The sequence below is a fragment of the Mucilaginibacter sp. genome (assembly GCF_039207105.1).
In the GTDB taxonomy this organism is placed as follows: Bacteria; Bacteroidota; Bacteroidia; order Sphingobacteriales; family Sphingobacteriaceae; genus Mucilaginibacter.
Genome location: NZ_JBCECK010000027.1, coordinates 27,823 through 50,657, shown reverse-complemented (window position 1 = coordinate 50,657; position 22,835 = coordinate 27,823). Strand labels below are relative to the sequence as shown.

Sequence of the window (22,835 nt, the reverse complement as noted above, 5' to 3'; positions counted from 1 at the left end):
AGTCTACATCGTTCAGGTTCAGATAAGCAAAAACCAAAAAAGAGAGCAGGAAAATTATATTTAAAACAACAAGCATATGTTTTTATTTATGAATTAGTAATAATATGAGTGCATATAATGGGTGAACCAATTTAAAAATAAATCCTTGTATACCTCTATTTTCGTATAATTAATTATAACTTTTCTGCCCTCATATGCAAATTAGTCCCTCATTATTCCTTGTAAAGCATCCTCGCGTTTGGCATAGGATATTAATAGCTTATTATAGTTTTCCAATAATGATATGTACCGATCTTTCCAGATATGGTTACCTGGTATTTCTTCAGAAACCGGATCTGTATTGTTAAAATCATTAACGGTTTTATGATTTTTCAAAAAGTCCTGTTTTGAAAACAGATCTGGAAACTCAACAGAAAAATCGTGTTTCAGAACAATCCCCAGCCGGTAAATTATTTCTGGTTTAAGGTATTTTTGGTTAAACCAGTTATAAACCGATCTGCGGTTAACATGAGTCAGGCGTGCAATTTCAGAAATATTCAATCCCTTTTTCCGGATAGTCAGTTCTACGATCCGTCCGTGATGGCTTTCCATAATTTATACGTGTTTTTATATGATTGGTGACAAAGTTTTTATTACGATAAGTTTAGAAGATTAAATTTTGCTTAGTGCTGTTTGTTCGGTATCGATCACTAATGCGCAGTTAAGTTCTTTCATAAGCATAACTACAGATTTGCCGTTTATTTTAAGCACTTCGCCCTGCCAGTCTAATAACAAACCATTTTCAACCTTAAGCTGATCCCCAACTTTAATGCGGGGCATACTTACCGCTTCAATATTTTCATGACTATTGATAAGGTTTTTTATACGTTCTATTTCTGAATCAGTGATGGTGGCCGGTTTGCCGCAATGATTAACAAAGTTGACAACACCCATTGTTTGCCTAACCATTAATTGCTCCTTAGGGTCGGCATTTACAAATAAATAAGAGGTGAACAGTGGAAGATCAACCACTTTGGTACGATCCACCCAACGATGTTTTGTTTTTATCGTTGGGCAAAACGAATTGATCTTTTGAGTTTGCAAAAGTTTATCAACTTTCTTTTCCCATCGTGATCGTGTGTAAACAACCATCCATTTGGAGGCTTTACTTTTTTCTGTTGTTGTGAAGCTTGTCATAATAATACTGTGAGAGTTATGTAAATAATTTAATTTTTATGGCAACAACGTAATTACATTGTACAAAAAATCAACAGTATAAATAACAAATGAAACGGGCTTGACTATGGGTTGGGGTGAACACATAACCTGCTACAATTGTGAGAATTAGGGTGCTGCTAAGGTAAATTTTTCACATTTCACCCAAAGGCTGCGTAAGCTCACTTTTTGGCTGTTAAGGCTCAAGTATTATTTTAAAGGGTTAAAAAGAAATTTTTAAATTTTGTAAAATATTTGACTATTGGATATCCTACTAAATGGATTGGGGTATTATTTGTATGGATGTCGGGGAATAGTGGGGATATTTTTCCCCGTTTTTTTGCAAAGAAACGATTTAAGCAATTTAGCTATAAATAGGAGAGGGGACAATAATTGCAGGTAAAAAAAAAGAGGTTGGTACCCCTACCAGCCTCTTCAAACTTGATTTTTTAACTTTGTAATTATTTGATAATTATAAAGCAAGTATTAAGCCAAATTAAATTTTAGCTAAATGCCTATTACGTTCCAAAATAAATAATGCCTGATTTAATTTTCATATCCTTAAATAAGGATGGCCTTAGTTGTTTTTAAAGCCATTGCTTTTAAGTTTAAGTTTCGCGTTTCCGGCAAGTAAAATATCCTGCAGGCGGTAATAATCATAAGTGATCCTAAGGAGAAGCGGATTTTCCTGATTTTTTGCGTTTAGTTCATCAATCTTGTTATTGAGGTAGTTTAACCTTTCTCTGATCGTAAAAAAATGAATGTCAAGATCTTTGTTATCAAAAATATCGGATAGTATGCTTTGATATTCCGCGGTTAATTCATCATCTTCTTCCATATGAATTCTTATATATTAGGGTATGTTAAAGTTAGATTAACTAAAAATGGAAGTCAAGTTAACATACGGTTAGATTGTTAGATGTTTAACTGTAATCATGAATTAGATAGAATATAGTTAGATTTTTGGATTGGTCAGTAACCATAAAGGCGCTGTTTACAGCGCCTTTATGGTTTATTAATTAGTGATGCTTAAAAGTTGGCAGCAATAGTTTCCAAATACTCCTCAATAGGTACCGAATTACGAAGCGATACCAGATAATTGCCCATATTACCGATTACTGTACGGAACTTTTTACTTTCGCCAATAGCCAGGTCATTTATAGCATTTACGATAACCTGCGGATCATCTTTTTGGCTATCATCAGCAGTAGCGAAAAGATGTTTTAGTTTGCCTGTTAATTCATCATATGCCGTGATGTTAGGATCAGTATTCCAAACTACGTTATTGATAAAGTTATTATCATGGGAACCACCTTGTTCAATAAGCCTAAGTTCAATATTGAGCGGTTTCAGTTCGTAATACAGGCCTTCTGTCAGGCCTTCCAATGCAAATTTCGACATGTTGTACAAAGACCCTAATGGAGCGGCTGTTGTAACGCCCATGAATGAGCTGATATTAATAAACATACCACCTTTATTAGCCCTAAAATGTGGTAAAAATGCCCGGATAATATTGATAGGCCCGCGGGTGTTTACAGCAAATTGCCAATCTATATCGTTTTCTTTTGCAAGCTCAAGTGCGCCATAAGTACCCATACCTGCATTATTAACCACCACATCAATTTTACCAAATGCGGCTATGGCATCAGCTGTGGCTGTTTTTACCTGTTCAATATCAGTTACATCCAGTTTGAATATTTTGATATTGGGATATTGATTTAATTCTGTTTCGTTTTCGGGTGTGCGCATAGTTGCTGCAACATTCCAGCCTTGCTGAGCAAAGTGTTTTGCTGTTAATTTGCCTAAGCCGGTGCTGGTACCGGTTATAAATATAGTTTTCATGATGTTTTTCTTTTATTGACAAAGATATTTGATAAATGATATACTTTTGTAATCAGTATCATAGAGTATACCAGTGAAAGTAATGAATGTCGTATGCTATTTGGGTTTAGCCAAAAACAGAAAAGCTTCAATCCTAATGGATTGAAGCTTTTCTGTTTTTATAGTTAAGTTTAAATATTATGCTAAATTTTCATTAAAGAAATCAATGGTACGTTTCCAGGCAAGTTCTGCGGCTGCCTTGTCATAACGTGGGGTAGTATCATTATGAAAACCATGATTTACGTTTTCGTAAATAAAAGCCTGATATTTTTTGCCATTTGCTTTTAAAGCAGCTTCATAGGCTGGCCAACCTTCTGTGATCCGGGTATCTAATGATGCGTAATGAAGCATGAGCGGAGCTTTAATTTTAGGTACATCGGCAGCAACAGGCTGGCTACCGTAAAACGGCACTGCGGCAGCCAGTTCAGGCACACGAACAGCCATCATGTTAGCTATGCCGCCGCCAAAGCAAAAGCCTACAACACCAACTTTGCCATTACAATCGGGGTGATTTTTAAGGTAATTAAATGCATCAATAAAATCTTCTTCCATTTCGCCTTTGTCCCGTTTACTTTGCAAGGCACGCCCATCATCGTCATTACCAGGATAACCACCCAGAGGTGTCAAAGCATCGGGGGCAAGTGAAATAAAACCAGCCAAAGCAGATCTTCGACCCACATCTTCAATATAGGGGTTCAACCCGCGATTTTCATGAACTACAATAATGCCGCCGAGCTTTTTTTGTGCATCAATTGGTTTTGATAATAACCCTTTTATATTTCCGCCACCTTTAGGTGAAGGATAGGTAATATATCCGGATTTTAAACGAGGATCGTCAGCCTTTATCTGTACGTTCCCTTTATAATCTGGCATTAGGAAAGCCATGAGAGCGGGTACGGTTAAACCACCTACAGCAAAAAGTGATAACTTTTCTACAAATAAACGCCGGCTTAGCCGATTGTGTGCATAATCATCATACAGATCAAATACTTCCTGGCTGATGTCTTCCTTGTTAATTTGGCTCATAGTTAAAGGTTTAATCAAATCTAACGATTCGTGGCAAAGATTTGCCATTCAAATATTAACATTTCGCATAACGTAAAGTTTTTAAGGCTATTTATAACAAGGCAGCTTTTTTCTTGTTGATAGTAACATTACCGTTTAAATAAAGGTCTATTATTTAAAAGCAGGTTTCAGGGTATGGCTTCATATGAAGAAAAAGTGCATTTAGCATTAAATGAATGGCAACAAAAGATGCAAAAAAATCCATCCTTTGCTAACCGCATGGCTAAAAGTATACAGTGTAAAATCAATAATATTATACCCGAGAAGCTGCACAAAATAATAACGATAACTATCGAAAATATGATTAAGGCCGTACTTTTTGGTGCTAAGTATACCACTACAAATAAATTAGCGAATGATGCCTCCCTGCAATTGAAAGAGAGTTATATTAAACAACAAATAAGCATTTATCAAAAAACGGCCACCGTAGAAGGTGCTGTTACAGGTGCGGGAGGCATATTAATGGGATTGGCTGATTTCCCTGTCCTTATCGGGATAAAAATGAAACTGCTTTTTAGTATTGCGGTTTTATATGGTTTTGATGTGAAGGATTATAAGGAAAGGTTATATATACTTTATGTTTTCCAATTGGCTTATTCCAGCCAGCAACGGCGTAATCAGATTTATGATTTGTTAAAAAACTGGGAGAACTATAGTATCCATTTGCCTCGTGATGCAGATGAGTTTGACTGGCGCACCTTTCAGCAGGAATACCGTGATTATATTGATCTTGCAAAAATGGCCCAACTAATACCGGTAATTGGAGCCGCTGTAGGTGCTATTGTTAATTATCAACTCATAGCACTACTGGGTGAAACCGCTATGAATTGCTACCGGATGCGTGTACTAAAACCTTTAAGAATACAAGATCAGGATATTTAACTTAATATTGGTATTCACTCAAAACTAAATATCCAATCATAAGCCTGCATGCACTGTTCACGGATGTTTTGAGGCATTTCAGAACTATCTCGAAATTTAAAGAACATGATTTTCGAATCAACATAATTAAGTTGAATGTGATTAATGATCAGATCGTGCTCCTGCACTTTGTTAACCCCGTGCCGCGAATTAAACCAGTACCAGTGTTCTTCCTGAATTTCTTCAAGAACCTGATAAAAAATATTCACCTGGGATTGAAAAAAGGTTTCTCTCTGTTTCATAATGAAATTGACTAAAGGGTTTATTGAATAGCATATTTCAAGTTCTATGCCACCTGTTTTTTAAAGGTAATTGTGGTATTAATAGCTACCAGACTGGGGAAAATATTGCAGATATGATGAGTTTTGTATCAACTTTGTTACCCGAATTGGGCTAAAAAAACATCAAGCATCGGTATAAAAATTAAGTGCCGGATGAGGTTTCCGGCACTTAATGATGGGGGGCTTATTTTTTAACGCTGGCTAATGGGTAAACATAATTAGCCGGATATATGCTTCTATACATGAGGTAGGTTACTGTTACCATAATGAAAGCAATAATGGCATCAATAGTGCCAGCAGGGCCAACAATAGTCAGTTTGGAGCTGAAGGCGAAAATGATATCGAAGAATATCCCTGCAAATACCCATTCTTTTAATCTCAATAATTTATCCGGGACTAAAAGAACTATAATTCCTGATAATTTGGCAACGCCCAATACATAAATAAAATAAGCAGGGTATCCTAACTTCAGCGTAATGTCCCAAACAATTGGGTTTCTGGTAAGTTCAAAAAAACCGCTGGCTCCAAACCATAAAGAGGTTAATACTGCGCCTGTCCAATAAATTCTTTTTGCATTTTTAAGTGTCATGATTTTGATGATTAAGTGTTTATGATGGTTCAAATGTGGGCTTTACAGCTGTAAACGACCAGTTGTTTCTGTGTGAACCGGACAAAGTAAAAGCTGGAAAAGACATTTTGATAGTTCAGGAATTTTCGCGGTCTCTGTGGTTAACATGATCTAATATATTTTACTGTAATATTTGGAGATGTAAATAAAATACCATTGCTTTGTATTGCAAAGTACTTTATATGGAAGAAAAAGATATTTATTCCGAGATCAGTTCCATCCGAACGCTTATGGAGCGGTCGACAAAATTTATTTCCCTCAGTGGCTTAGCTGGTGTAATGGCTGGCATTTATGCCTTAATAGGTGCAGGCATAGCATACAAACTGCTTTACGTAGATCATGTTGGAATTTATTCAAATACGACCAATGTTACAATCCAGCTGTTTGTAATAGCTTTAATTGTATTAGTGCTTTCTATAACCACCTGTATTTGGTTAACTACTCGTAAGGCTAAACGCAAAGGCCAAAAAGTATGGAACCAGAGTAGCAGCCTACTGTTAAAAAGCGGTGGCTTGCCACTATTAACTGGTGGTTGTTTTGTTTTGCTCTTGTTTATTCAGGGGCACTTTGGTATTATCGCACCCGGTTGTCTGCTGTTTTATGGCCTGTCATTGGTTGCTGCCGGACAATATACCTATAGCGATGTAAAATGGCTTGGTATATGTGAAATAGCATTGGGGTTGCTTACCACCCTGATACCGGGTTACGGCCTTTACTTTTGGGCATTTGGTTTTGGTGTACTGCATATTTTGTATGGCAGTATGATGTACTTTAAATACGATCGTGAAAATAGCGTTAACTAATTTTGATAAGGCTTTTGAAAACCGAATACGCCTACAAATCATGAGCGTACTGGTAGCTAACGAAAGTTATGATTTTAACTCGTTAAAAGATTTGCTGGAGGTAACTGATGGTAACCTGGCATCGCATTTGAAAGCTTTGGAAAAAGACGAATATATAACTGTAAATAAATCCTTTTTGGGGCGCAAACCCAATACGCGGTATCATGCGTCTGATAAGGGGATCACTGCCTTTAAAAAACACCTTGAAGCACTCGAAAATTTAATAAAGCAGCAGAAAAGGTAAGTTTTTATTGAATTTGAATTATTCAATACACCCCAATAAGTGATGAAGTATTTTGTTGAGGAAAATTCGATTGTAAGGGAAATTTGGGGCAAAGCCGATACCGTTCTGTTTATTTTTGCAGCTTCTTCTGCTGAATTTGCCCTTAATAAAGCAGTTGATTGGCTTTACTTCACCGGCAAACTACCCGCTGATCCATTGGGCAGACTGTTTTCTACCGTAACCTATGGCCAACGGATAATTTTTGCTACTACCGACGCGGCTTACGCTGCTATTGATCAGGTTACTACCATACACAAACATGTTGAAGCGGCTCGAGGAGCCAATATACCCGATTGGGCTTACCGGGATGTGTTGTTTATGCTGATTGATTATTCGATACGTTCATATGAGTTATTGGAACGCAACTTAACACTGGCGGAAAAAGAAGAAGTGTTTATGGTGTTTTACAAAGTAGGCTTTAGGATGGGTATTGAAGGTTTGCCCACGAACTACAATGCATGGAAAACTATGCGACAAAAGCACCTGGATCAGGATCTAAAATTGAGTGATTTTACTCGCGACTTGTTCAAGCGCTATCGCCATCATTTAGGCGCAATAAGATACATTTTACTGCGGTTAGTTCAGGCACTAATGGCTCCTGAAAGAGTAAAAACATTGTTGGTATTAGGAAAAATAAAGTTGCTAAAGCCTTTACTTTATATGTATAAGTTGAGCGCAGGTATCAAATTGCAGAGGTTTCTCAGAAATGCTTTGTTGCCTGCTAAGTACAAACTTCAAATTCAGAATATGGAACGGTTTAGTGAGCCGTTACAATAGCCATATCCTGAATTTGAAGCTGTTATGATAAGATGTTTACTGGGTGCTTATCTCCAGTTGTTTACCTTCTTTCAATGCCGCGTCCGTAATAAAATAACCATCAAGTTTTTTACCTCCATAAGTGATTGATGTTATTTTTTTACCGTTGTTCTTTTTGATGATTGTAAAGCTTTTGCCTGTATCTCCGAACTTAAAATTCACTTTGTCAAATAAGGGAACCGAGACAATATACTGAGGATCGGCTGGAGAAAAGGTGTAAAATCCCATCGCGTTGAACACATACCATGACGACATTTCACCTGCATCATCCATACCTGCGTAAGCCAGCTTATCTTTTCCCATATCATAAAAATGGTTCATGATGCTATCCAGTATAACCTGAGATTTTTCCTGTTTGCCCACAAAATAATACATGAATGGCGTGCTGTGATCAGGTTGGTTACCCTGGCAATACTGGCCGATAAAGCCAGATATGTTTTCGGCTTCATAGCCTTTCCACGGAATGGTAAAAAGTGAATCCAGTTTCTGCTCAAATTTGACTTTGTTCGGAAACAGTGATACTAAACCCTGCGGATCATGCGGCGCAAAAAAAGTAGACTGCCACGCATTGGCCTCACGGTACATGTACTCAAAATAAGGATAATCGGGCCTGAAATTTTTTACCCAGCTGCCATCGGCCAAACGACCACGCATAAATCCGGTTGAAGCATCAAACACGTTTTTATAATTACCTGTTTTGCTCATCAGCATTTTGTAATTGGCTGTGTCGTTTAATGCTTTGGCTAATAGGGCTACAGCATAATCGTCATAAGAATACTCTAACGTTTTAGTTACGGCGGCTTTAGTTACCGTATTGGTAACAGGATGCTCTACATCCAATTCGGCAATGTATCCTTTGGTGTTAAATTCGGTAATGTAGGGTCTTGTACCGCCCTCTACAGTGGCGTTTTTTAATAAAAGCTCATATGCCTTTTTTACATCGTAATCCCGTAAGCCTCGCAAATATGATCCTGCGATAAATGCCGATGCATGGTCACCGTGAAAAAAGGTAGGCATGAAGCCTTTAACTTCACCTTTATCTATTAATGATTTAATTACATCGTTAGCTACTTTAGGAGTTAATAATCCTAACAATACCAGTTTATTACGGTAATCGTCCCATAAGGATGGTTCTGTATAATAGTTAAAGCCTTTATTTACAACCTTACCGCTAAGGTCGGTAAAGTCGCCATTATTGTCGCTGCGCAAGGCAGGCCACAAGAACGACCGGTACAGACAGGAGTAAAATATACCTTTTTGCCTTTCCGTACCACCTGTTATCGTGATCTTTGAAAGCAGTTGGTTCCAGGTATCAGTAGCTTCTTTTCTTACCTGATCAAAACTTTTGTTCAGCATTTCTTTTTCCAGGTTTTCTTTAGCGTTTTTTATGCTTACGAACGAAAATCCGATCTTGATCTCCAAAGGCTTATCCGCATCAGCGAAATTTACTACAGGAACTGTTTTGCTATCGCTTTTTACAGAGTCAATATTTTTAATAGTATGATTGGTTACCGCATAGAAATACATTTTTTCGCCAGCTTGCTGAAAGCCAGTAAAAGTATTTTCGCCTTCTTTTATAATGTTCCAGCTTTTTACCCTTTCGTTTGACATAGATAGGTCTGCAATAAGCTTTTTGCTTTCACCTGCTTTAAAAGTGTATTTGTGGAACGCGCCGCGCAGGGTAGAGGTAAGCTCTGCATTAACACCGTACCTTTCCAGGTAAACCTGATAATATCCCGGATGAGCCGATTCGTTTTTGTGATTAAAAGCAGATTTATAATCATCCGGATTTATAGTACCGGTGGCAGGTAGCAAGGGAATATAACATAAATTCCAATGCCCTTTGCTGGTATGGCTGAAACCGTAAATCACCTTGTCTTCATACTGATAACCCGAACCGCTATGAAATTGAGTAACCGGAGTTAACTGCACCATTGCATTAGGCACAGATGAGCCAGGAAATACCTCAGCTCCCCAAACCCTTCTGGTAGGTGTATATCCGGCATCTTTAGCATCCCATAAAGTTGCGGTACCTAATAAAGGGTTAACATAATTAGCGGGTGACTGCTGCGCTCGTGATTGGTAATTCACAAACAGGAACATCAAAATGAATACAATACTTGATTTCATAGGTGATTTGGCTTTATTACTGGTAGTTTTTAATTGAGCACCAAATGTATAAAACTACGGGTAAGTTAACATACATCATGATTGAATAATTGCCGCGTAAAGCTTTGCATGATTATAAACAGAAGGTAATTCGCCCAGTTTGGTGATCCTGGTATAACCGAGTTCAGTAAACAGGGTAGCTAAATTTTCAAAAGAGACAGGGTAAGGTGCCCATTGATTAGAGCTATCAGTGTCATATTCAACAATAAGGAAGCTTTTGGCTTTCGCAAAATAACCTTCCAATTTGTATATAAGCTTTTGTTTATCTTTTATAAAATGCAGGGAATTAGCCATTAATATACCATCAAGAGGTGGTAATACCAGTACATCTGTCTCAAAATTTGCTTGGGTGAAATTTACAGGAATATTGAGTTGCTGCTTTTGCAGGTCAACAGCATTAATAGAGCTGCCGGCTGGTAAAAGCTTGAAAAGAGCCTCTGTAAAGGTACCTGTACCGCAACCAAGATCGGCCCAGTATTGCTGCTGATGTATGTTAATCCCTTTACTGATGAGAGATATAGCATCTATTTGTTTCATCTGATTACAATACTAAAGAAAAAACGATTGAAATGAATCAAAGTCAGATGAGAAAGCTTATTTATGTTGTGCTATTTTCCGGCACTGGTATTAATTATGTTATTATGCTGTTTACATATTATAACTAATAGTTACAAAATAATCGATGATTTAATGCTTGCTTAACATTCTAAAAATGAAGGCGGTCCTATTTTAGTACCGTGAAAAACCTTTCCTATCTTATATTATTCCTCCCCGTGAGGAAATATCATCAGCAATTGCCTGCCTGTGTAAGCTACCATTGTACAGGTCTGTTACAACAACAATCACATAGTTGTAAAACGGTAAATACTTTCAATTTTAAAGCGCGCTTGTTAAAGACTCCAGTCTGCGCTATTAACTGATACCTTCTCTGCTTCACATAAATCAATTGAGTAAGAACTTAAAAAACAGGAGGATAAAATATATGAAATAAGCTGATGTACGAGGCATAAAAAAGGACGAATTGTTCCACCAATTCGCCCTCATACAAGCCATTAATAATTCATGATTCTGCTAAATGACAAACTAATTAAAAGCTATGCGCAATTCTACAAAAAGAAATGTATATAAATTACTATGTACTATAACGAGATCTGCGGCGATAATATTACTACTGTTATTAATAACAGATACGCTACAGGCTAAAGAGCAAGGAAGTAAAATCACAAATCATTCCGCACAAATAGGTGGCGAAGAAAACGGCGTTTTACAGGGTAAAGTGGTTGACGAAAAAGGGTTACCGCTGATAGGGGTAACCATACAAGCCAAAGAAAACGGCACCAATAAATTAAAAACATCAGTAACTGATATTGACGGCGCTTTCAATCTTAAAAATCTTGAACCCGGCAAAACTTATGAAATTACTTTCAGCTACATGGGTTTTGATAAACAGGTTATTAAAGATTACCTGGTTAAAGCCAATGCTGCAAATGATTTGCAGATCAGGATGCTACCATCTGCCACAAGTTTAAATGAGGTAGTTGTAACAGCACTTGGTGTAAAAAAAGGTGCCGATAAAATTGGTTATGCAGTACAGGAAGTAAAAGGCGATGAACTGGTAAAAGCCAGGGATTCAAACCCTATCACCGGGCTTACAGGTAAGGTTGCAGGTCTTTCTGTGGCGCTTAATGCTGAACTATTGGGTACACCATCGTTATTATTGCGCGGTAACCAGATCACGCTGTTTGTTATCGACGGTATTCCGGTTAGTTCAGATACCTATAACCTTAATCCAGATGATATTGAATCATTCACAGTGCTCAAAGGCCCGGCCGGTGCAGCCCTGTATGGCAGCCGTGCACAATATGGCGCTATCCTGATAACAACCAAAAAAGCAGGAAAAGATAAAGGTTTTACAGTTGAGGTTAACTCCACTACCTCTATTGATAAGGGCTTTATAGCCGAACCTAAAACACAGCATGATTACGGCGGTGGTATGTATGGTCAGTATGCCTATGCCGATGGTTTTGGTGGCGGTCTTCAGGATGCCCAGTATCAATTATGGGGGCCTAAATTTCGTGGTCAGCTTATTCCTCAGTATGATGGTACATACACCCCAGATCAAACCTATACTACTAAATTTGGCGATCTGACCTATACAGGTCATATTAAACCAGAGCCTTACTTAAACCGTGGTTATGTAGATGGCAAAAGCAACCTTGATCGTTTTATCACAGCGGGTTTTCAAACCACTAATAATGTGGCCTTATCTGCCAGTGGTGATAAATATGCCATGCGTTTTTCAGCGTCGGAATCTAACCAGAAAGGTATAGTGCCCAACACAGGTCTTAATATCTTTAATTTTAATACTACGGCCAGCTATCAGATATCTAAACGCTTAACCTTTAATGCAGATCTGAATTTCAATAAAACCTATTCTGATAACGTGCCCGATGTTACTTATGGCCCCAACAGTTTAATTTACAACCTATCTGTATGGACAGGTGGTGAATGGAACGTAGACTCGCCAGATATCAGAAACGTATGGGCACCTGGCAAAGTAAACCAGGTGGCTGTGTTTCCGGAGCACGTACACTACAATAACCCCTGGTTAATGGTAGAAGATTGGACACGGAGCCATGATAAAACAGACGTTAACGGTTACCTTTCATTAAATTATAAACTGGATGAACACCTGAACCTTACCGCACGTTCGCAAATCACTACTTACTCACTGGTACGAGATGAAAAAATGCCCTGGGGCGCCTTTACCTATGCCCGTACACTGGGGCAGGGTGATTTTCGTGAAGATAGAAGGAACCTGTTCGAGAATAATACCGATTTGTTGCTGAATTATAACTATCACGCTGGTAATCTGATCACGCTATCGGGCTTAGCGGGTGGAAGTTTGCGTAATTTTAATTACAATTCCAATTTTACTTCAACCGATTACCTGGTTATTCCGAATGTGTACAACTTCAATAACTCGCTGAATACATTGATGACCAATAACTTCACTTCGCAAATGCGGGTGATCAGTGCGTATGCTTCGTTAGATGCTTCTATTGGTAAGTATGCTACAATTTCGGCCACAGGAAGGATAGATAAATCATCAGCCCTTCCAGAAGGTAACAATAGTTATTTTTACCCGAGCGTATCGGCAACTACCGTAGTTTCAGACTATATCAGGTTACCTGAGGTTATTTCTTCATTTAAATTGCGTGGCTCATTTGCTACCGTACACGGCGATGCTACGGCAACTAATATCGGCGCTACACCTTTTAACGTATACACTACCTTGGGTGGTTCAACGGCTAATAGCCTTTACTCCAACTTTTCGCAGTATGGAAATAATTATTTAAGTCCTTACGGCGGACCCGATTATTCTTTGCAGCCTGTTTATTCAACCAGCAAACCATACAATAACACAACTTCTGCAAATTCACCGGGCAGTATAGTTGATCCAAATATCAAGCCGTTTAACCGTAAAACCTACGAGGAGGGTTTTGATATTCGCTTGCTCAAAAACCGGATCGGTTTAAGCGCTACGCTCTTCCAATATATTGACGGCCCGCAAATTTTGGCCAATCCAATTTCGCCAACATCCGGTTATACCACTTATTATATCAATGCATTAAAAACCCGTAAAACAGGTTTAGAACTTACCCTTACTGCTACTCCGATAAAACTACATGACTTTTCATGGGATGTAATGACCAACTGGTCTACATTTAAAGATGTTTTCCTGGAGCTTCCTCCGGGGCAAACTTATTATAACACCTTCTTCCAAAAAGGCGACAGAACAGATGTTTTGTATGGATCGGCCTTTGTCAGATCACCAGACGGACAAATTGTGTATGATGCTGGAGGTAAGCCATTGAAAAATCCTATCAACCAAAACCTGGGCTATATGAACCCTGATTTTATATGGTCGGTAGGTAACAAATTCAGGTATAAAAACTTTTCATTCAGCTTCCAGTTTGATGGCAGCGTAGGCGGTAAAATATCAGATCGTTTGTATTCATTAACCATGCAGGGTGGCGCTAATATAGCTACTGTTGAAGGAGCATTGGGTAAATCAAGGCTTGATGATGATGTAAACGCCGGTGTTGCTGCCTATAAAGGTACTTACGTTGGCGATGGTGTTCAGGTAAGTAATGGCACCGCCATTAAGTATGATAACTTTGGCCATATTACCAATTATAACCAACTGCAGTTTACCAAAAATACATCAACCAGTACGGTACAAAGCTGGGCTACCCAATACTATGGTCAAGTGGCCGAAGGTTCGTTGGTAAGTAAAACCTATGCCAAGCTAAGGGAAGTACAAATAGGGTACGATTTTCCGAAAGAATGGTTAAGGGGTATGCTTATTAAAAAAGCATCTATCTCGTTGGTTGGGCGTAACCTGCTTTATTTCTACAAGGATAATAAATACAAGGGTATTGATATTGAGCAATTCAACACAGCTGTTGCTACCTCAACACTACAAACCCCAACAACCCGCCGTTATGGTGTTAACCTAAATGTTGTTTTTTAATATTCATAGCTATGAAGATATATATGCAAAAAATACTGCTGTTAGTGATGATGGCAGCTATACTATCAAGCTGTAAAAAGAGTTTTCAGGATCTGTATGAGAATCCTAATAAACCTACCAGTGTACAGGCTTCATTATTATTAAACGGTATATTGAACAATATGCTGGAGGCGCCAGGTGGTCAGCTCGACCGTACTAACCAGTACCAGTTACAAAACAACTCATACTTTGGTAACAATCAGTACAATTTTGGCCCTGGGAGTAATCTATACCCCGTGCTTACCGATGTTACCAATATGGAAAAAGAAGGTGCTGCTACAAATACAGGAGGCATAACACCATACAGCGCTCTGGGCAAATTTTTCAGGGCATACTTTTTTACAAAAATGAGCTTGCAAATGGGTGATATTCCCATGTCGCAGGCATTGCAGGGAGCTACACAATTAAGTCCTGTTTATGATCCGCAAAAAACGGTTTTCCTGAACAGCCTGAACTTGTTAGAACAAGCCAATGCCGATATAACCACCTTGCTAAAAGGTACATCAGCTTTTACCGGCGACATTTATTTTAACAATAGCCTGCAAGCCTGGCAAAAGGTAGTTAATACTTATCGTTTACGCCTGTTGATACACTTGAGCAAGAAGACCAGTGACGCAGACCTTAAGGTGGCTCAGCAGTTTACCCAGATCATTGCTGATCCGGTTAAATATCCTCTTATGCGCAGCACTGCCGATGATTTAAAGTATACCTGGCTAAACCCAACTAACCGTTATCCTTTAAATAAGGAGACCTTTGCCAACGGCGCGCTGAATAACAGTGCTGATACCTATGTGAGCCTGCTAACCACCGATAAGGATCCGCGGGTATTTATCACTACAGATCCCGCACCGGGCTTGGTGAGCTCAGGCCTAAGCCCTACAGATTTTGCTGCTTTTCAGGGTGGTGATATAGGCTTGGATATGGGTGTACTGGCCAGTCAGAATGGCGGCGGTAAATTAAGCTATATCAATCGGTATCGTTACTACTCCGGCTATACAGGCGAAACTACGGCTATTGTAGGTTATACCGAAATGTGCTTTAATATTGCCGAAGCCATTAACCGTGGATGGATAAACGGTGGCCCTTTAGGTGATGCCGAGGCTTATTATAATGCCGGTATTAAATCATCAATGGCCTTTTACGGTATTCCGGATAAAGGCAGCATGACTGTTTATTCGCTGCCATTGGGAGTGCCTGTTGCCGGTCCTTATGTAAGTAATACTGTTAACGTAGATTACAATGCTTACTATGCCCAGCCAGCAGTAAAATATGCCGGTAATAATGAAAATGGTATCCGCCAAATTAATGAGCAAAAATATATTGCCTTTTATTTGAACAGCGGTTTAGAGCCATACTTTAACTGGCGCCGTACCGGCTACCCTGTATTTAAAACAGGAGTAGGTACAGGTAATAATGGTAAGATAGCTTTGCGTTACAAATATCCAGCTGCCGAGCAATCAGCCAATACGGCTAACTACAATGCTGCTATTGCCCAGTATGGCAATGTTGATGATGTAAATGGTGTAATGTGGCTGCTTAAATAATAGCTATATAAAATGAAAAAGCTTGATTTATTTTTCGCGTTTGCTGTGGTGGTGCTCCCATTTGCAGCAAATGCTCAGGCTGTTCCGGCAGATACTACTGAGGTGGTTAAAGGCGTGACAGCGCATCGCGGTAACTCGGTTCAGTTTCCAGAAAATACATTACCTGCGTTTCAGAGTGGTATTGATGTGCATGCTGATTGGGTAGAGTTAGATATCCGTAAAACTAAGGATGGTCAAATCGTGATCAGCCATGATGCGGATACCAAACGCATGGCCGGTGTGGAATTATCTATTCCGGATGTTACTTACAAGCAGTTACAACAATTAGATGTAGCTGCCGAGTTCAGGAAAAGCAAAGGCCTTACTTTACAGCAATGTCCTGTACAACGGATGCCTTTATTAAAAGATGCCTTGGAGCTTTTTATGAAGCAAAATCGTACCCATGTATCTATGCATTTAAAGGTGGATTGCGTGGCCGATGCTTTAGCCATTATTAAACAATCCGGCGCTGAAAAGATGGTTGGTTTTAATGACAGCGGTTTAGACTACGTAGCTTTAGCCAAAAAGCTGGCACCTGAAATACCCATTTTTTGGGACAGGCTGCCTAATGCCAATATTGATAATGATATTAAGGTGGCTAAAGAAAAAGGCTTTGAAACTATTGTGATGCACTACAGTGCGGTTACTGCCGAAAATGTAAACAAAATCAAGGCTGCCAACCTGCAAGCGGGTGCCTGGACTGTTGATGACCTTGCCACTTTAGAAAAAATGCTGCAATTAGGAATACAAAGGATTTATACCGATGATCCTAAACTGCTAATCGCTATTAAAAAGGAAATGAGTAGGTAACTATTCATTATTACGATAATGCACAAGGCCCTTATTAACTAAAATAAGGGCCTTTACTTTTACAAGCAGGAGTTTGTATTTAAGTATGCATCATTTTTTAATATAGTAACTAAGTGTACCATAAGGTAGTATAGTAAGGTCGCTACTAACTTTGTTACCTAAAACTTCGTTGGCAAGGCATTGGTATATTGAGGATGCTTTATCTTGAGGCCAGGTTATTAAAACTTTCTCCGGTTTATCGGATATTGAGCGAACGCGGAGCACCCAGCCTTTACCATCATCACTCTCTTTTAAATTTGATAAAAACACCATCGGATTGCCAATTTTTACCGGCATTGTAATAGCGGGCTCTTTATCTACGGCTACCGCAAGTAACGGCCGGTTTTGCTCCATGCCAAAGCGGTTTGCCAGGCTTGCATCATAACTGCCATGTGGCCTGATGCCGTAATGAAAACTCATTATGCCGCCTTGTTCCAGCGTAAAGTTGGTACCCCAGTGGTTGTTTAATACCCAAGAGAACAGCGGCTGTGTTTGTTCCATAGTTTTATACCAGTTTTTTGAACCATAAGCGCCTCCAGACTGATGATTTGCCGTCATGCCGCCCAGCTCAATTAGGGGGGCTTCAATCGCGGTCCAGGTAACACCGGTTTGTGTGTTCGAAACATCAACCCAGCGTTGCATGGTTAACCAGTTTTTATTAGCTCCGTCTATTTGATCATATTCAGGTATCATTAAACCCCAGGGGATATCTATGCGTGTAGTAGGGTTTGGAATGTTAAAGGCAAATCCAAAATTGATATCTTCCTTTGTTCGGGTACTTATTTTATCGAAAGTATTAGTAAGGTCAATCCAGGGTTGGTTATAAATAAGCTTTACCTCACGGTTAAGCCATTTGCAGCCCTCGGCCTTTGATTCAACTATTATAGATGATACTAAAGGTCCATTCTCTTTTATTTTTAATACTACATCCGTAGGACTGAACGCCTTATTTGAGGTATCCTGACTTAAAGAATAATAGTAACTATTAATATGATGCGGCGACTTTTGATCTACATACTCTTGTTTATTTTTCTCGTTTATAAGATTAACGATGTCTCCGCTATTTGGATCAATTGTTACAGAAAGTATGCCGTTTGAAATTGTATTGCGATTGATAGAGCAACCCTTGAAATTAGATGCATCACCCTTAACAATAGTGAATGTAGCCGAACCTAAAGCTGGGATATTATCGGCCATAAAAACAAGTTCACCGGTAGATAATCTTTGCGATGGTACCTCATGGCCCAGTTTGTCTGTAACACGCTCACCTGTAACAGATTGTTCCCTGCTTAACGTAACTAAACCGCTTCGAGCCCAGGAGAGGGTATTAAATACGGCAATCTTATTACTTTGAGGTTTTTCAATAGATTTAAAAGCCGCTTTTATCAGATCCTGACTACCTGTATAAGCATTTTCAAAATAGCCGGCTTTGGTTGCTTCAATTTGGTTAGCTAAAGGAGCTTTCGGGTCCTGGTACCCCCAGGTATGTTCAGCTCCTAATAAACAGTTTTCCCAGGCACTGTCAATGAGTTTGCGTGGCGAAGGTGCTTTAGGATTAAGCATTGACCATAAGGTTTCGGCCTGAACAATATTTTCATTAGCCTGGCGGTATAAGCCAATACGTTTGGCATCTGAGCCCAATCCGTCTGTCCAGTACTCGGTATAATCACCTTTTATTTGAGGGATGATGGAGCCGAACCTATGTTCAAAATCGTTAATAATCTTTTGTGAGCCAGCGATGATGAGCTTCGGCCATGCGTAATTTTCATTCCAGGTACGCACGGCATCGGGCAGGTCGGCATCAATTAATGAATTATCGGCCAAAGCCCAGGGTAATACTGCTATGTTATAAGCTGAATGCCGGGCTTCGAGCATGGAAAGCTCACGCAGTATAACAGGGTTTATAAAGTTAGCAGAGGGGTTAGCTGTTGACATATAACGCAACTTAGGGTCATTACCCTGGGTTTTAAACAAGCCTTGTTTTGTTCCCTTTATTTCCCAGCCATATCCATACGGCAATGCCTGAAGATAAAGAATTTTTGACTTCCCATCCGGAGACACCCAGTAGAATGGGCGATGCTCCCAAGGTTGCCTGATCGCGCCGATATTAGGGAAGTCGATAAAGGCATGGATACCGTTCTGGAATGCCGTCTGGGTTATTCCCCATGAAGAGCCAGCCACATCCATCTGAACCATAGTTTTAATAGGCACGCCTGTGGTTTGTTGAATGGCTTTTGAATCGTGAAACAGCCTTAACAATTCTTCATCGGTACAGGCGCTGGTATTGATGTTGCCAAAATCACCATCTAAGGATATCCAGCCTTTTCGTACACCTTCAATAAACTTTTGTTTCTTCTCGGGCGTGGCCTCTTTTAAATAGTTTTGGGTTACCCAAATAGCTTCCGGATTCCACACAAAACGACTACCTTCCGGATAGTTTTGTGTTTTTTTAGCGATGTCAATTGCTACGTCAATATTGCGCATATGCAATTGGCGAACAAATTCCTGGGTGTTGGTATAGCCAATGTCTACATGTGAGTGCGGGTAAATGTATATTGTCCACTCGCGCATAGCAGGTACCATGATTGCTTTGTAATAATTTGCCTGTGAAGAAGTTACTGTAATTCGTGCCTGGCAATCTCCGCTGAGCCCTGCTCCGGCAGGTAGTAATATGGATAACTCCGAAGCATTTTTAAGATCGTTAAAAACGGTTTCTTCCGTAACACCATTGCATTCTACTTTAACAATGGCTTTGCCGGTTAACTGAGTATCGCCAAAATGGAGTATTACCGAGCGGCCGGCCTTTTTATCCGTGCGAAATTTATAGTATGGCTGTACCGAACATTCAAATGGTACTTTAGGAGCACCTTTTGAGGTTGCAATATCTTGTTTTTGAGCTGATACAATACAGGGAGTTAAAGCAATGGAAATAATACCCAAAGCCTTGATAAAAAATGATTTCATTACATCATATTAACAGCCGCGGTTGGGGCTGGTGTAAACTAAATATAAGGCAGGAGGACAAAATGCCCTCCTGCCCTTAGGTTATGGAATGGTCAAAACTTTAGGCTCATTATAATTGTACTGTTTAGTACCGTAATTAATACGGGTACCAATCCTGAAATACCAATCACGTTTGGTAGGCAATGCGCCGCCTGTAGTTTTAAGGGTAATCGTTTGTCCAATGATGTCATTACCAGTAAGGCCGGTGTAGGTGATATGTTGGGCATATCTGTTGTCGTAATTATTATTACCGCAATATTGGGTAGGGCTAACAAACAACCACAGATCGGTAATTTCCTGTTGGAAAGCTGTGTTGGTTGTACCACGGGTTACCTTAACCTGGGCGCTAACTGTTCCATCGGCGTTTAAAGTAGGTCCGCTTACCCATTGAACTTCCAAAAAAGGTGAAACTGTAAAGTCCACGGTAGTGGTGCCGCCCTTAACCTCAACTGTTTTGCTTTGGTCAACATTAGTTTGCACCATTGGTACAAAAGCACCTTCGGCCGTCATTTTATAGGTGGCGGCAAATACTTTGGTATTGCTGTAGGTACCATCTTGTTTGGTGGCCAGATAAAGTGGAGTTGGGTTGGCGCTCCAGCTTATTTCCAATAATTTAATACGGGTTCCCGAACCATTATCACCAGATACCTCACTTTGTACCGGGCTGCCGGTATTGGCATCAAGTATTCTGCCTTTCAAGGTTTCAGATGGAGGAGCATAATTATCTAATTTATTGCATGAACTAATAACTGCTGCTGTTAATGCTAATGCTAAGTAATATATTTTGCGTTTCATGTTTTAAATATTAATAACCAGGGTTTTGAATGATGTTAGGGCTTTTGCTGATCACGCTTGCAGGTATTTCCTCATAGTACCATTTCGGGTCAAAGGTGAAACGGGTATTGCGTTCGTCCAGACGAGGATCAAAGAAATACTTACCTGTTTCGGCTGTGTAAAAAGGATTAAGTACGCGCCAGGTAGTGCCGTTTTGCTCTTTATCAAAAATGCGCCAGCGTTTAAGATCCCAATAGGTTTTATTTTCAAAGGCAAGCTCTTTTCTTCTTTCCATACGGATATCATTAATGCTTGAAATAGATGTTAACGTGCTTGCACCTGCCCGGCTCCGGATCTGGTTGATTATTGATAAAGCATCGGCTGTATAAGTACCTGTCTGACCAAGCGTATTAAGCTCATAAGCAGCTTCGGCTTTATTTAACAATACTTCGGCATAGCGTAGTTCAATCCATGATTGATCTGAGTGGTTATTGGCTATTTCAGCTACCGGTTTGTTGGGAACGAGATATTTTCGCACTAAAAAGCCTGATATAGAACCTGCTGAACCACTGGTGTTAGTAAAATAGCCACTAAGGCCGGCAGGGTTCATTTTAGTTCCGTTAGGTAGGGTGTAAGGTGTTTGTGTACTTGATGGTGACGATACAACTGTTGCAGTAGGATAGGCTGCTGTTGAGCCGAAGGGAACTAATTTGTTGATACCACCTGAAGTACTGCCAGTATAAATGCCGCGGCGTATATCAATGTTTACATTACTAAACGCATCGCCTGGGAGAATCACAGTCGCACGTAAACGGGGTTCGGCGTTTGCAAATAAGTCGGTAACATTATCGTAGAGAATATATTTGCCCGACGCGTCTACAGTTTTGATAGTTCCGTCGTCATTTTTAGGCATGCCCTCAAACATCTCAACAAAGTTTAATGTAGGGCTTGTTTCAGATGACACCGATGTAGATATCTGGCGGGGAACGTTGTTTACATCGTACCAGTGCACAGCATCCGGAAATTTGTATTGTCTTATAAAGATATTTTCAGGGCTTGTAGCGTCAATAAATGTATTTACAAAGTTGGTATATTGTGCGGTTTTATCGCCTGCTGCCCAGTTTTTCAAATACAGACTGTATTTACCGTTCAGCAAATTAGCAGCATCGTAAGCAGCTTTAAAATAAGTTATCGCTTTGCTTGTAGGGATTCCGCAAACCAGGGCCGAGCCTGAACTTAATGCGATGGTATTATATTTAGCTATAGAACCTGCATACAACATTGCTCTTGATTTTAAAGCAGCGGCAGCATACTTGTTGGCTCTGCCGGCCTTATTAGTTTCTGGTAATTTATTGTAAGCCTCATCCAGATCGGTGCCAATGAAATCGTATATGCCGGCTTCTGAGGCACGCGGTACCATCAAATCATCAATATTCTTGGTAATATCATCTATACTTTGTCCGGGCTGAGTTAATAATTTGTCAACCAATGGTACGCCGCCGTAGCGTTTAACCAATGCAAAATAAGTAGCTGCACGAATAAAGCGTGCTTCGGCCAACCATGAGGTAACCTGGGCGTCTCCAAAATTGCTTGCATAATTGGGTAACGTCGCCATGAAATAATTGGCCTCCCGAATAAGGATGTATGAGTTGGCCCAAAGCGTTTTAATGCTTGAGGTTTCAGGATTGTTTTCAGTTAGTGGTTGAGGATCGCGGCTTAATGCTTCACCAGTGATCTGAGCTGGGGAACCAAAGTAATAAGTGTTGAATGTACCTGTAGGCGACCATTTAAAATCCTCCATGGGTAATTCGCTGTACATACGTGCCATGTATGATTCTACACCACTAATGCTGCCAAAAATATCGGCATCAGAAACGATGTTCATCGGTGGTATATCCAGGTTTTTCTTACATGATGGTGCTATGGCAACCAGCATGATAAGTAATATATATATCTTTCTTTTCATTGTA

General features: G+C 39.6%; 19 protein-coding genes. 7 read left to right on the top strand and 12 right to left on the bottom strand.

The window, feature by feature from the left end:
- Positions 1-201: 201 nt before the first annotated feature.
- The 5 genes from AAGC65_RS08175 to AAGC65_RS08155 all read right to left on the bottom strand — a co-directional run bounded on the left by AAGC65_RS08175 (position 202) and on the right by AAGC65_RS08155 (position 4,101).
- On the bottom strand, positions 202-591 hold the full coding sequence (locus AAGC65_RS08175; protein WP_343111945.1) for a helix-turn-helix domain-containing protein: 390 nt from the start codon (positions 589-591) through the stop codon (positions 202-204).
- A 60-nt stretch (positions 592-651) separates the two neighbouring features.
- Positions 652-1,176, bottom strand: a complete 525-nt coding sequence (locus AAGC65_RS08170; protein WP_343111944.1) for a UpxY family transcription antiterminator — start codon at positions 1,174-1,176, stop codon at positions 652-654.
- 595 nt (positions 1,177-1,771) lie between these two features.
- Positions 1,772-2,032 carry a hypothetical protein gene (locus tag AAGC65_RS08165; RefSeq protein WP_343111943.1) on the bottom strand — a complete coding sequence of 87 codons (261 nt, stop codon included), beginning with the start codon at positions 2,030-2,032 and terminating at the stop codon, positions 1,772-1,774.
- 191 nt (positions 2,033-2,223) lie between these two features.
- A complete protein-coding gene (locus AAGC65_RS08160) occupies positions 2,224-3,036 on the bottom strand; it encodes an SDR family oxidoreductase (protein ID WP_343111942.1) in 813 nt (270 codons plus the stop codon).
- Positions 3,037-3,213: 177 nt separating this feature from the next.
- Positions 3,214-4,101 (bottom strand): dienelactone hydrolase family protein, encoded by an 888-nt coding sequence (locus AAGC65_RS08155; protein WP_343111941.1) that lies wholly within the window; start codon positions 4,099-4,101, stop codon positions 3,214-3,216.
- Between the two features lie 174 nt (positions 4,102-4,275).
- Here AAGC65_RS08155 and AAGC65_RS08150 point away from each other — a divergent pair, with 174 nt between their 5' ends.
- Complete coding sequence (locus AAGC65_RS08150; RefSeq protein ID WP_343111940.1) at positions 4,276-5,022, top strand: EcsC family protein; 747 nt, start codon at positions 4,276-4,278, stop codon at positions 5,020-5,022.
- Positions 5,023-5,036: 14 nt separating this feature from the next.
- Here AAGC65_RS08150 and AAGC65_RS08145 read toward each other — a convergent pair whose 3' ends face one another.
- Positions 5,037-5,303 (bottom strand): hypothetical protein, encoded by a 267-nt coding sequence (locus tag AAGC65_RS08145; protein ID WP_343111939.1) that lies wholly within the window; start codon positions 5,301-5,303, stop codon positions 5,037-5,039.
- Positions 5,304-5,526: 223 nt separating this feature from the next.
- Positions 5,527-5,931 (bottom strand): DoxX family protein, encoded by a 405-nt coding sequence (locus tag AAGC65_RS08140; protein ID WP_343111938.1) that lies wholly within the window; start codon positions 5,929-5,931, stop codon positions 5,527-5,529.
- 221 nt (positions 5,932-6,152) lie between these two features.
- Here AAGC65_RS08140 and AAGC65_RS08135 point away from each other — a divergent pair, with 221 nt between their 5' ends.
- The 3 genes from AAGC65_RS08135 to AAGC65_RS08125 are packed head-to-tail and all read left to right on the top strand — an operon-like array spanning position 6,153 to position 7,872.
- A complete protein-coding gene (locus AAGC65_RS08135) occupies positions 6,153-6,773 on the top strand; it encodes a hypothetical protein (RefSeq protein ID WP_343111937.1) in 621 nt (206 codons plus the stop codon).
- Positions 6,754-7,056 (top strand): transcriptional regulator, encoded by a 303-nt coding sequence (locus AAGC65_RS08130; protein WP_343111936.1) that lies wholly within the window; start codon positions 6,754-6,756, stop codon positions 7,054-7,056. Before AAGC65_RS08135 ends, AAGC65_RS08130 begins: the two co-directional genes overlap by 20 nt.
- A gap of 42 nt (positions 7,057-7,098) precedes the next feature.
- Positions 7,099-7,872: an oxygenase MpaB family protein gene (locus tag AAGC65_RS08125; RefSeq protein WP_343111935.1), complete on the top strand. Its 774-nt coding sequence runs from the start codon at positions 7,099-7,101 to the stop codon at positions 7,870-7,872.
- A gap of 36 nt (positions 7,873-7,908) precedes the next feature.
- Here AAGC65_RS08125 and AAGC65_RS08120 read toward each other — a convergent pair whose 3' ends face one another.
- Together AAGC65_RS08120 and AAGC65_RS08115 are read right to left on the bottom strand one after the other, a co-directional pair.
- Positions 7,909-10,041, bottom strand: a complete 2,133-nt coding sequence (locus AAGC65_RS08120; protein ID WP_343111934.1) for a GH92 family glycosyl hydrolase — start codon at positions 10,039-10,041, stop codon at positions 7,909-7,911.
- Positions 10,042-10,116: 75 nt separating this feature from the next.
- Positions 10,117-10,617 carry a class I SAM-dependent methyltransferase gene (locus AAGC65_RS08115; protein WP_343111933.1) on the bottom strand — a complete coding sequence of 167 codons (501 nt, stop codon included), beginning with the start codon at positions 10,615-10,617 and terminating at the stop codon, positions 10,117-10,119.
- Between the two features lie 559 nt (positions 10,618-11,176).
- Here AAGC65_RS08115 and AAGC65_RS08110 point away from each other — a divergent pair.
- The 3 genes from AAGC65_RS08110 to AAGC65_RS08100 are packed head-to-tail and all read left to right on the top strand — an operon-like array spanning position 11,177 to position 17,049.
- Positions 11,177-14,617 carry a SusC/RagA family TonB-linked outer membrane protein gene (locus AAGC65_RS08110; protein WP_343111932.1) on the top strand — a complete coding sequence of 1,147 codons (3,441 nt, stop codon included), beginning with the start codon at positions 11,177-11,179 and terminating at the stop codon, positions 14,615-14,617.
- An 11-nt stretch (positions 14,618-14,628) separates the two neighbouring features.
- Positions 14,629-16,200 carry a SusD/RagB family nutrient-binding outer membrane lipoprotein gene (locus AAGC65_RS08105; RefSeq protein ID WP_343111931.1) on the top strand — a complete coding sequence of 524 codons (1,572 nt, stop codon included), beginning with the start codon at positions 14,629-14,631 and terminating at the stop codon, positions 16,198-16,200.
- 12 nt (positions 16,201-16,212) lie between these two features.
- Complete coding sequence (locus AAGC65_RS08100) at positions 16,213-17,049, top strand: glycerophosphodiester phosphodiesterase family protein (RefSeq protein WP_343111930.1); 837 nt, start codon at positions 16,213-16,215, stop codon at positions 17,047-17,049.
- 90 nt (positions 17,050-17,139) lie between these two features.
- Here the strand turns inward: AAGC65_RS08100 and AAGC65_RS08095 are convergent, their stop codons facing one another.
- The 3 genes from AAGC65_RS08095 to AAGC65_RS08085 form a co-directional block, all read right to left on the bottom strand.
- Entirely contained in the window at positions 17,140-20,052 is a 2,913-nt protein-coding gene (locus AAGC65_RS08095) for a glycoside hydrolase family 38 C-terminal domain-containing protein (protein WP_343111929.1), read from the bottom strand.
- An 81-nt stretch (positions 20,053-20,133) separates the two neighbouring features.
- On the bottom strand, positions 20,134-20,886 hold the full coding sequence (locus AAGC65_RS08090; RefSeq protein WP_343111928.1) for a DUF3823 domain-containing protein: 753 nt from the start codon (positions 20,884-20,886) through the stop codon (positions 20,134-20,136).
- 10 nt (positions 20,887-20,896) lie between these two features.
- Positions 20,897-22,831 carry a RagB/SusD family nutrient uptake outer membrane protein gene (locus tag AAGC65_RS08085; RefSeq protein WP_343111927.1) on the bottom strand — a complete coding sequence of 645 codons (1,935 nt, stop codon included), beginning with the start codon at positions 22,829-22,831 and terminating at the stop codon, positions 20,897-20,899.
- Between the last annotated feature and the right edge of the window lie 4 nt (positions 22,832-22,835).

Coding starts and splice junctions, on each gene's coding strand:
- AAGC65_RS08090 (WP_343111928.1), bottom strand. CDS start 20,886: ATGAAACGCAAAATATATTACTTAGCATTAGCATTAACAGCAGCAGTT.
- AAGC65_RS08155 (WP_343111941.1), bottom strand. CDS start 4,101: ATGAGCCAAATTAACAAGGAAGACATCAGCCAGGAAGTATTTGATCTG.
- AAGC65_RS08100 (WP_343111930.1), top strand. CDS start 16,213: ATGAAAAAGCTTGATTTATTTTTCGCGTTTGCTGTGGTGGTGCTCCCA.
- AAGC65_RS08165 (WP_343111943.1), bottom strand. CDS start 2,032: ATGGAAGAAGATGATGAATTAACCGCGGAATATCAAAGCATACTATCC.
- AAGC65_RS08145 (WP_343111939.1), bottom strand. CDS start 5,303: ATGAAACAGAGAGAAACCTTTTTTCAATCCCAGGTGAATATTTTTTAT.
- AAGC65_RS08135 (WP_343111937.1), top strand. CDS start 6,153: ATGGAAGAAAAAGATATTTATTCCGAGATCAGTTCCATCCGAACGCTT.
- AAGC65_RS08170 (WP_343111944.1), bottom strand. CDS start 1,176: ATGACAAGCTTCACAACAACAGAAAAAAGTAAAGCCTCCAAATGGATG.
- AAGC65_RS08085 (WP_343111927.1), bottom strand. CDS start 22,831: ATGAAAAGAAAGATATATATATTACTTATCATGCTGGTTGCCATAGCA.
- AAGC65_RS08150 (WP_343111940.1), top strand. CDS start 4,276: ATGGCTTCATATGAAGAAAAAGTGCATTTAGCATTAAATGAATGGCAA.
- AAGC65_RS08160 (WP_343111942.1), bottom strand. CDS start 3,036: ATGAAAACTATATTTATAACCGGTACCAGCACCGGCTTAGGCAAATTA.
- AAGC65_RS08095 (WP_343111929.1), bottom strand. CDS start 20,052: ATGAAATCATTTTTTATCAAGGCTTTGGGTATTATTTCCATTGCTTTA.
- AAGC65_RS08120 (WP_343111934.1), bottom strand. CDS start 10,041: ATGAAATCAAGTATTGTATTCATTTTGATGTTCCTGTTTGTGAATTAC.
- AAGC65_RS08140 (WP_343111938.1), bottom strand. CDS start 5,931: ATGACACTTAAAAATGCAAAAAGAATTTATTGGACAGGCGCAGTATTA.
- AAGC65_RS08105 (WP_343111931.1), top strand. CDS start 14,629: ATGAAGATATATATGCAAAAAATACTGCTGTTAGTGATGATGGCAGCT.
- AAGC65_RS08115 (WP_343111933.1), bottom strand. CDS start 10,617: ATGAAACAAATAGATGCTATATCTCTCATCAGTAAAGGGATTAACATA.
- AAGC65_RS08125 (WP_343111935.1), top strand. CDS start 7,099: ATGAAGTATTTTGTTGAGGAAAATTCGATTGTAAGGGAAATTTGGGGC.
- AAGC65_RS08175 (WP_343111945.1), bottom strand. CDS start 591: ATGGAAAGCCATCACGGACGGATCGTAGAACTGACTATCCGGAAAAAG.
- AAGC65_RS08110 (WP_343111932.1), top strand. CDS start 11,177: ATGCGCAATTCTACAAAAAGAAATGTATATAAATTACTATGTACTATA.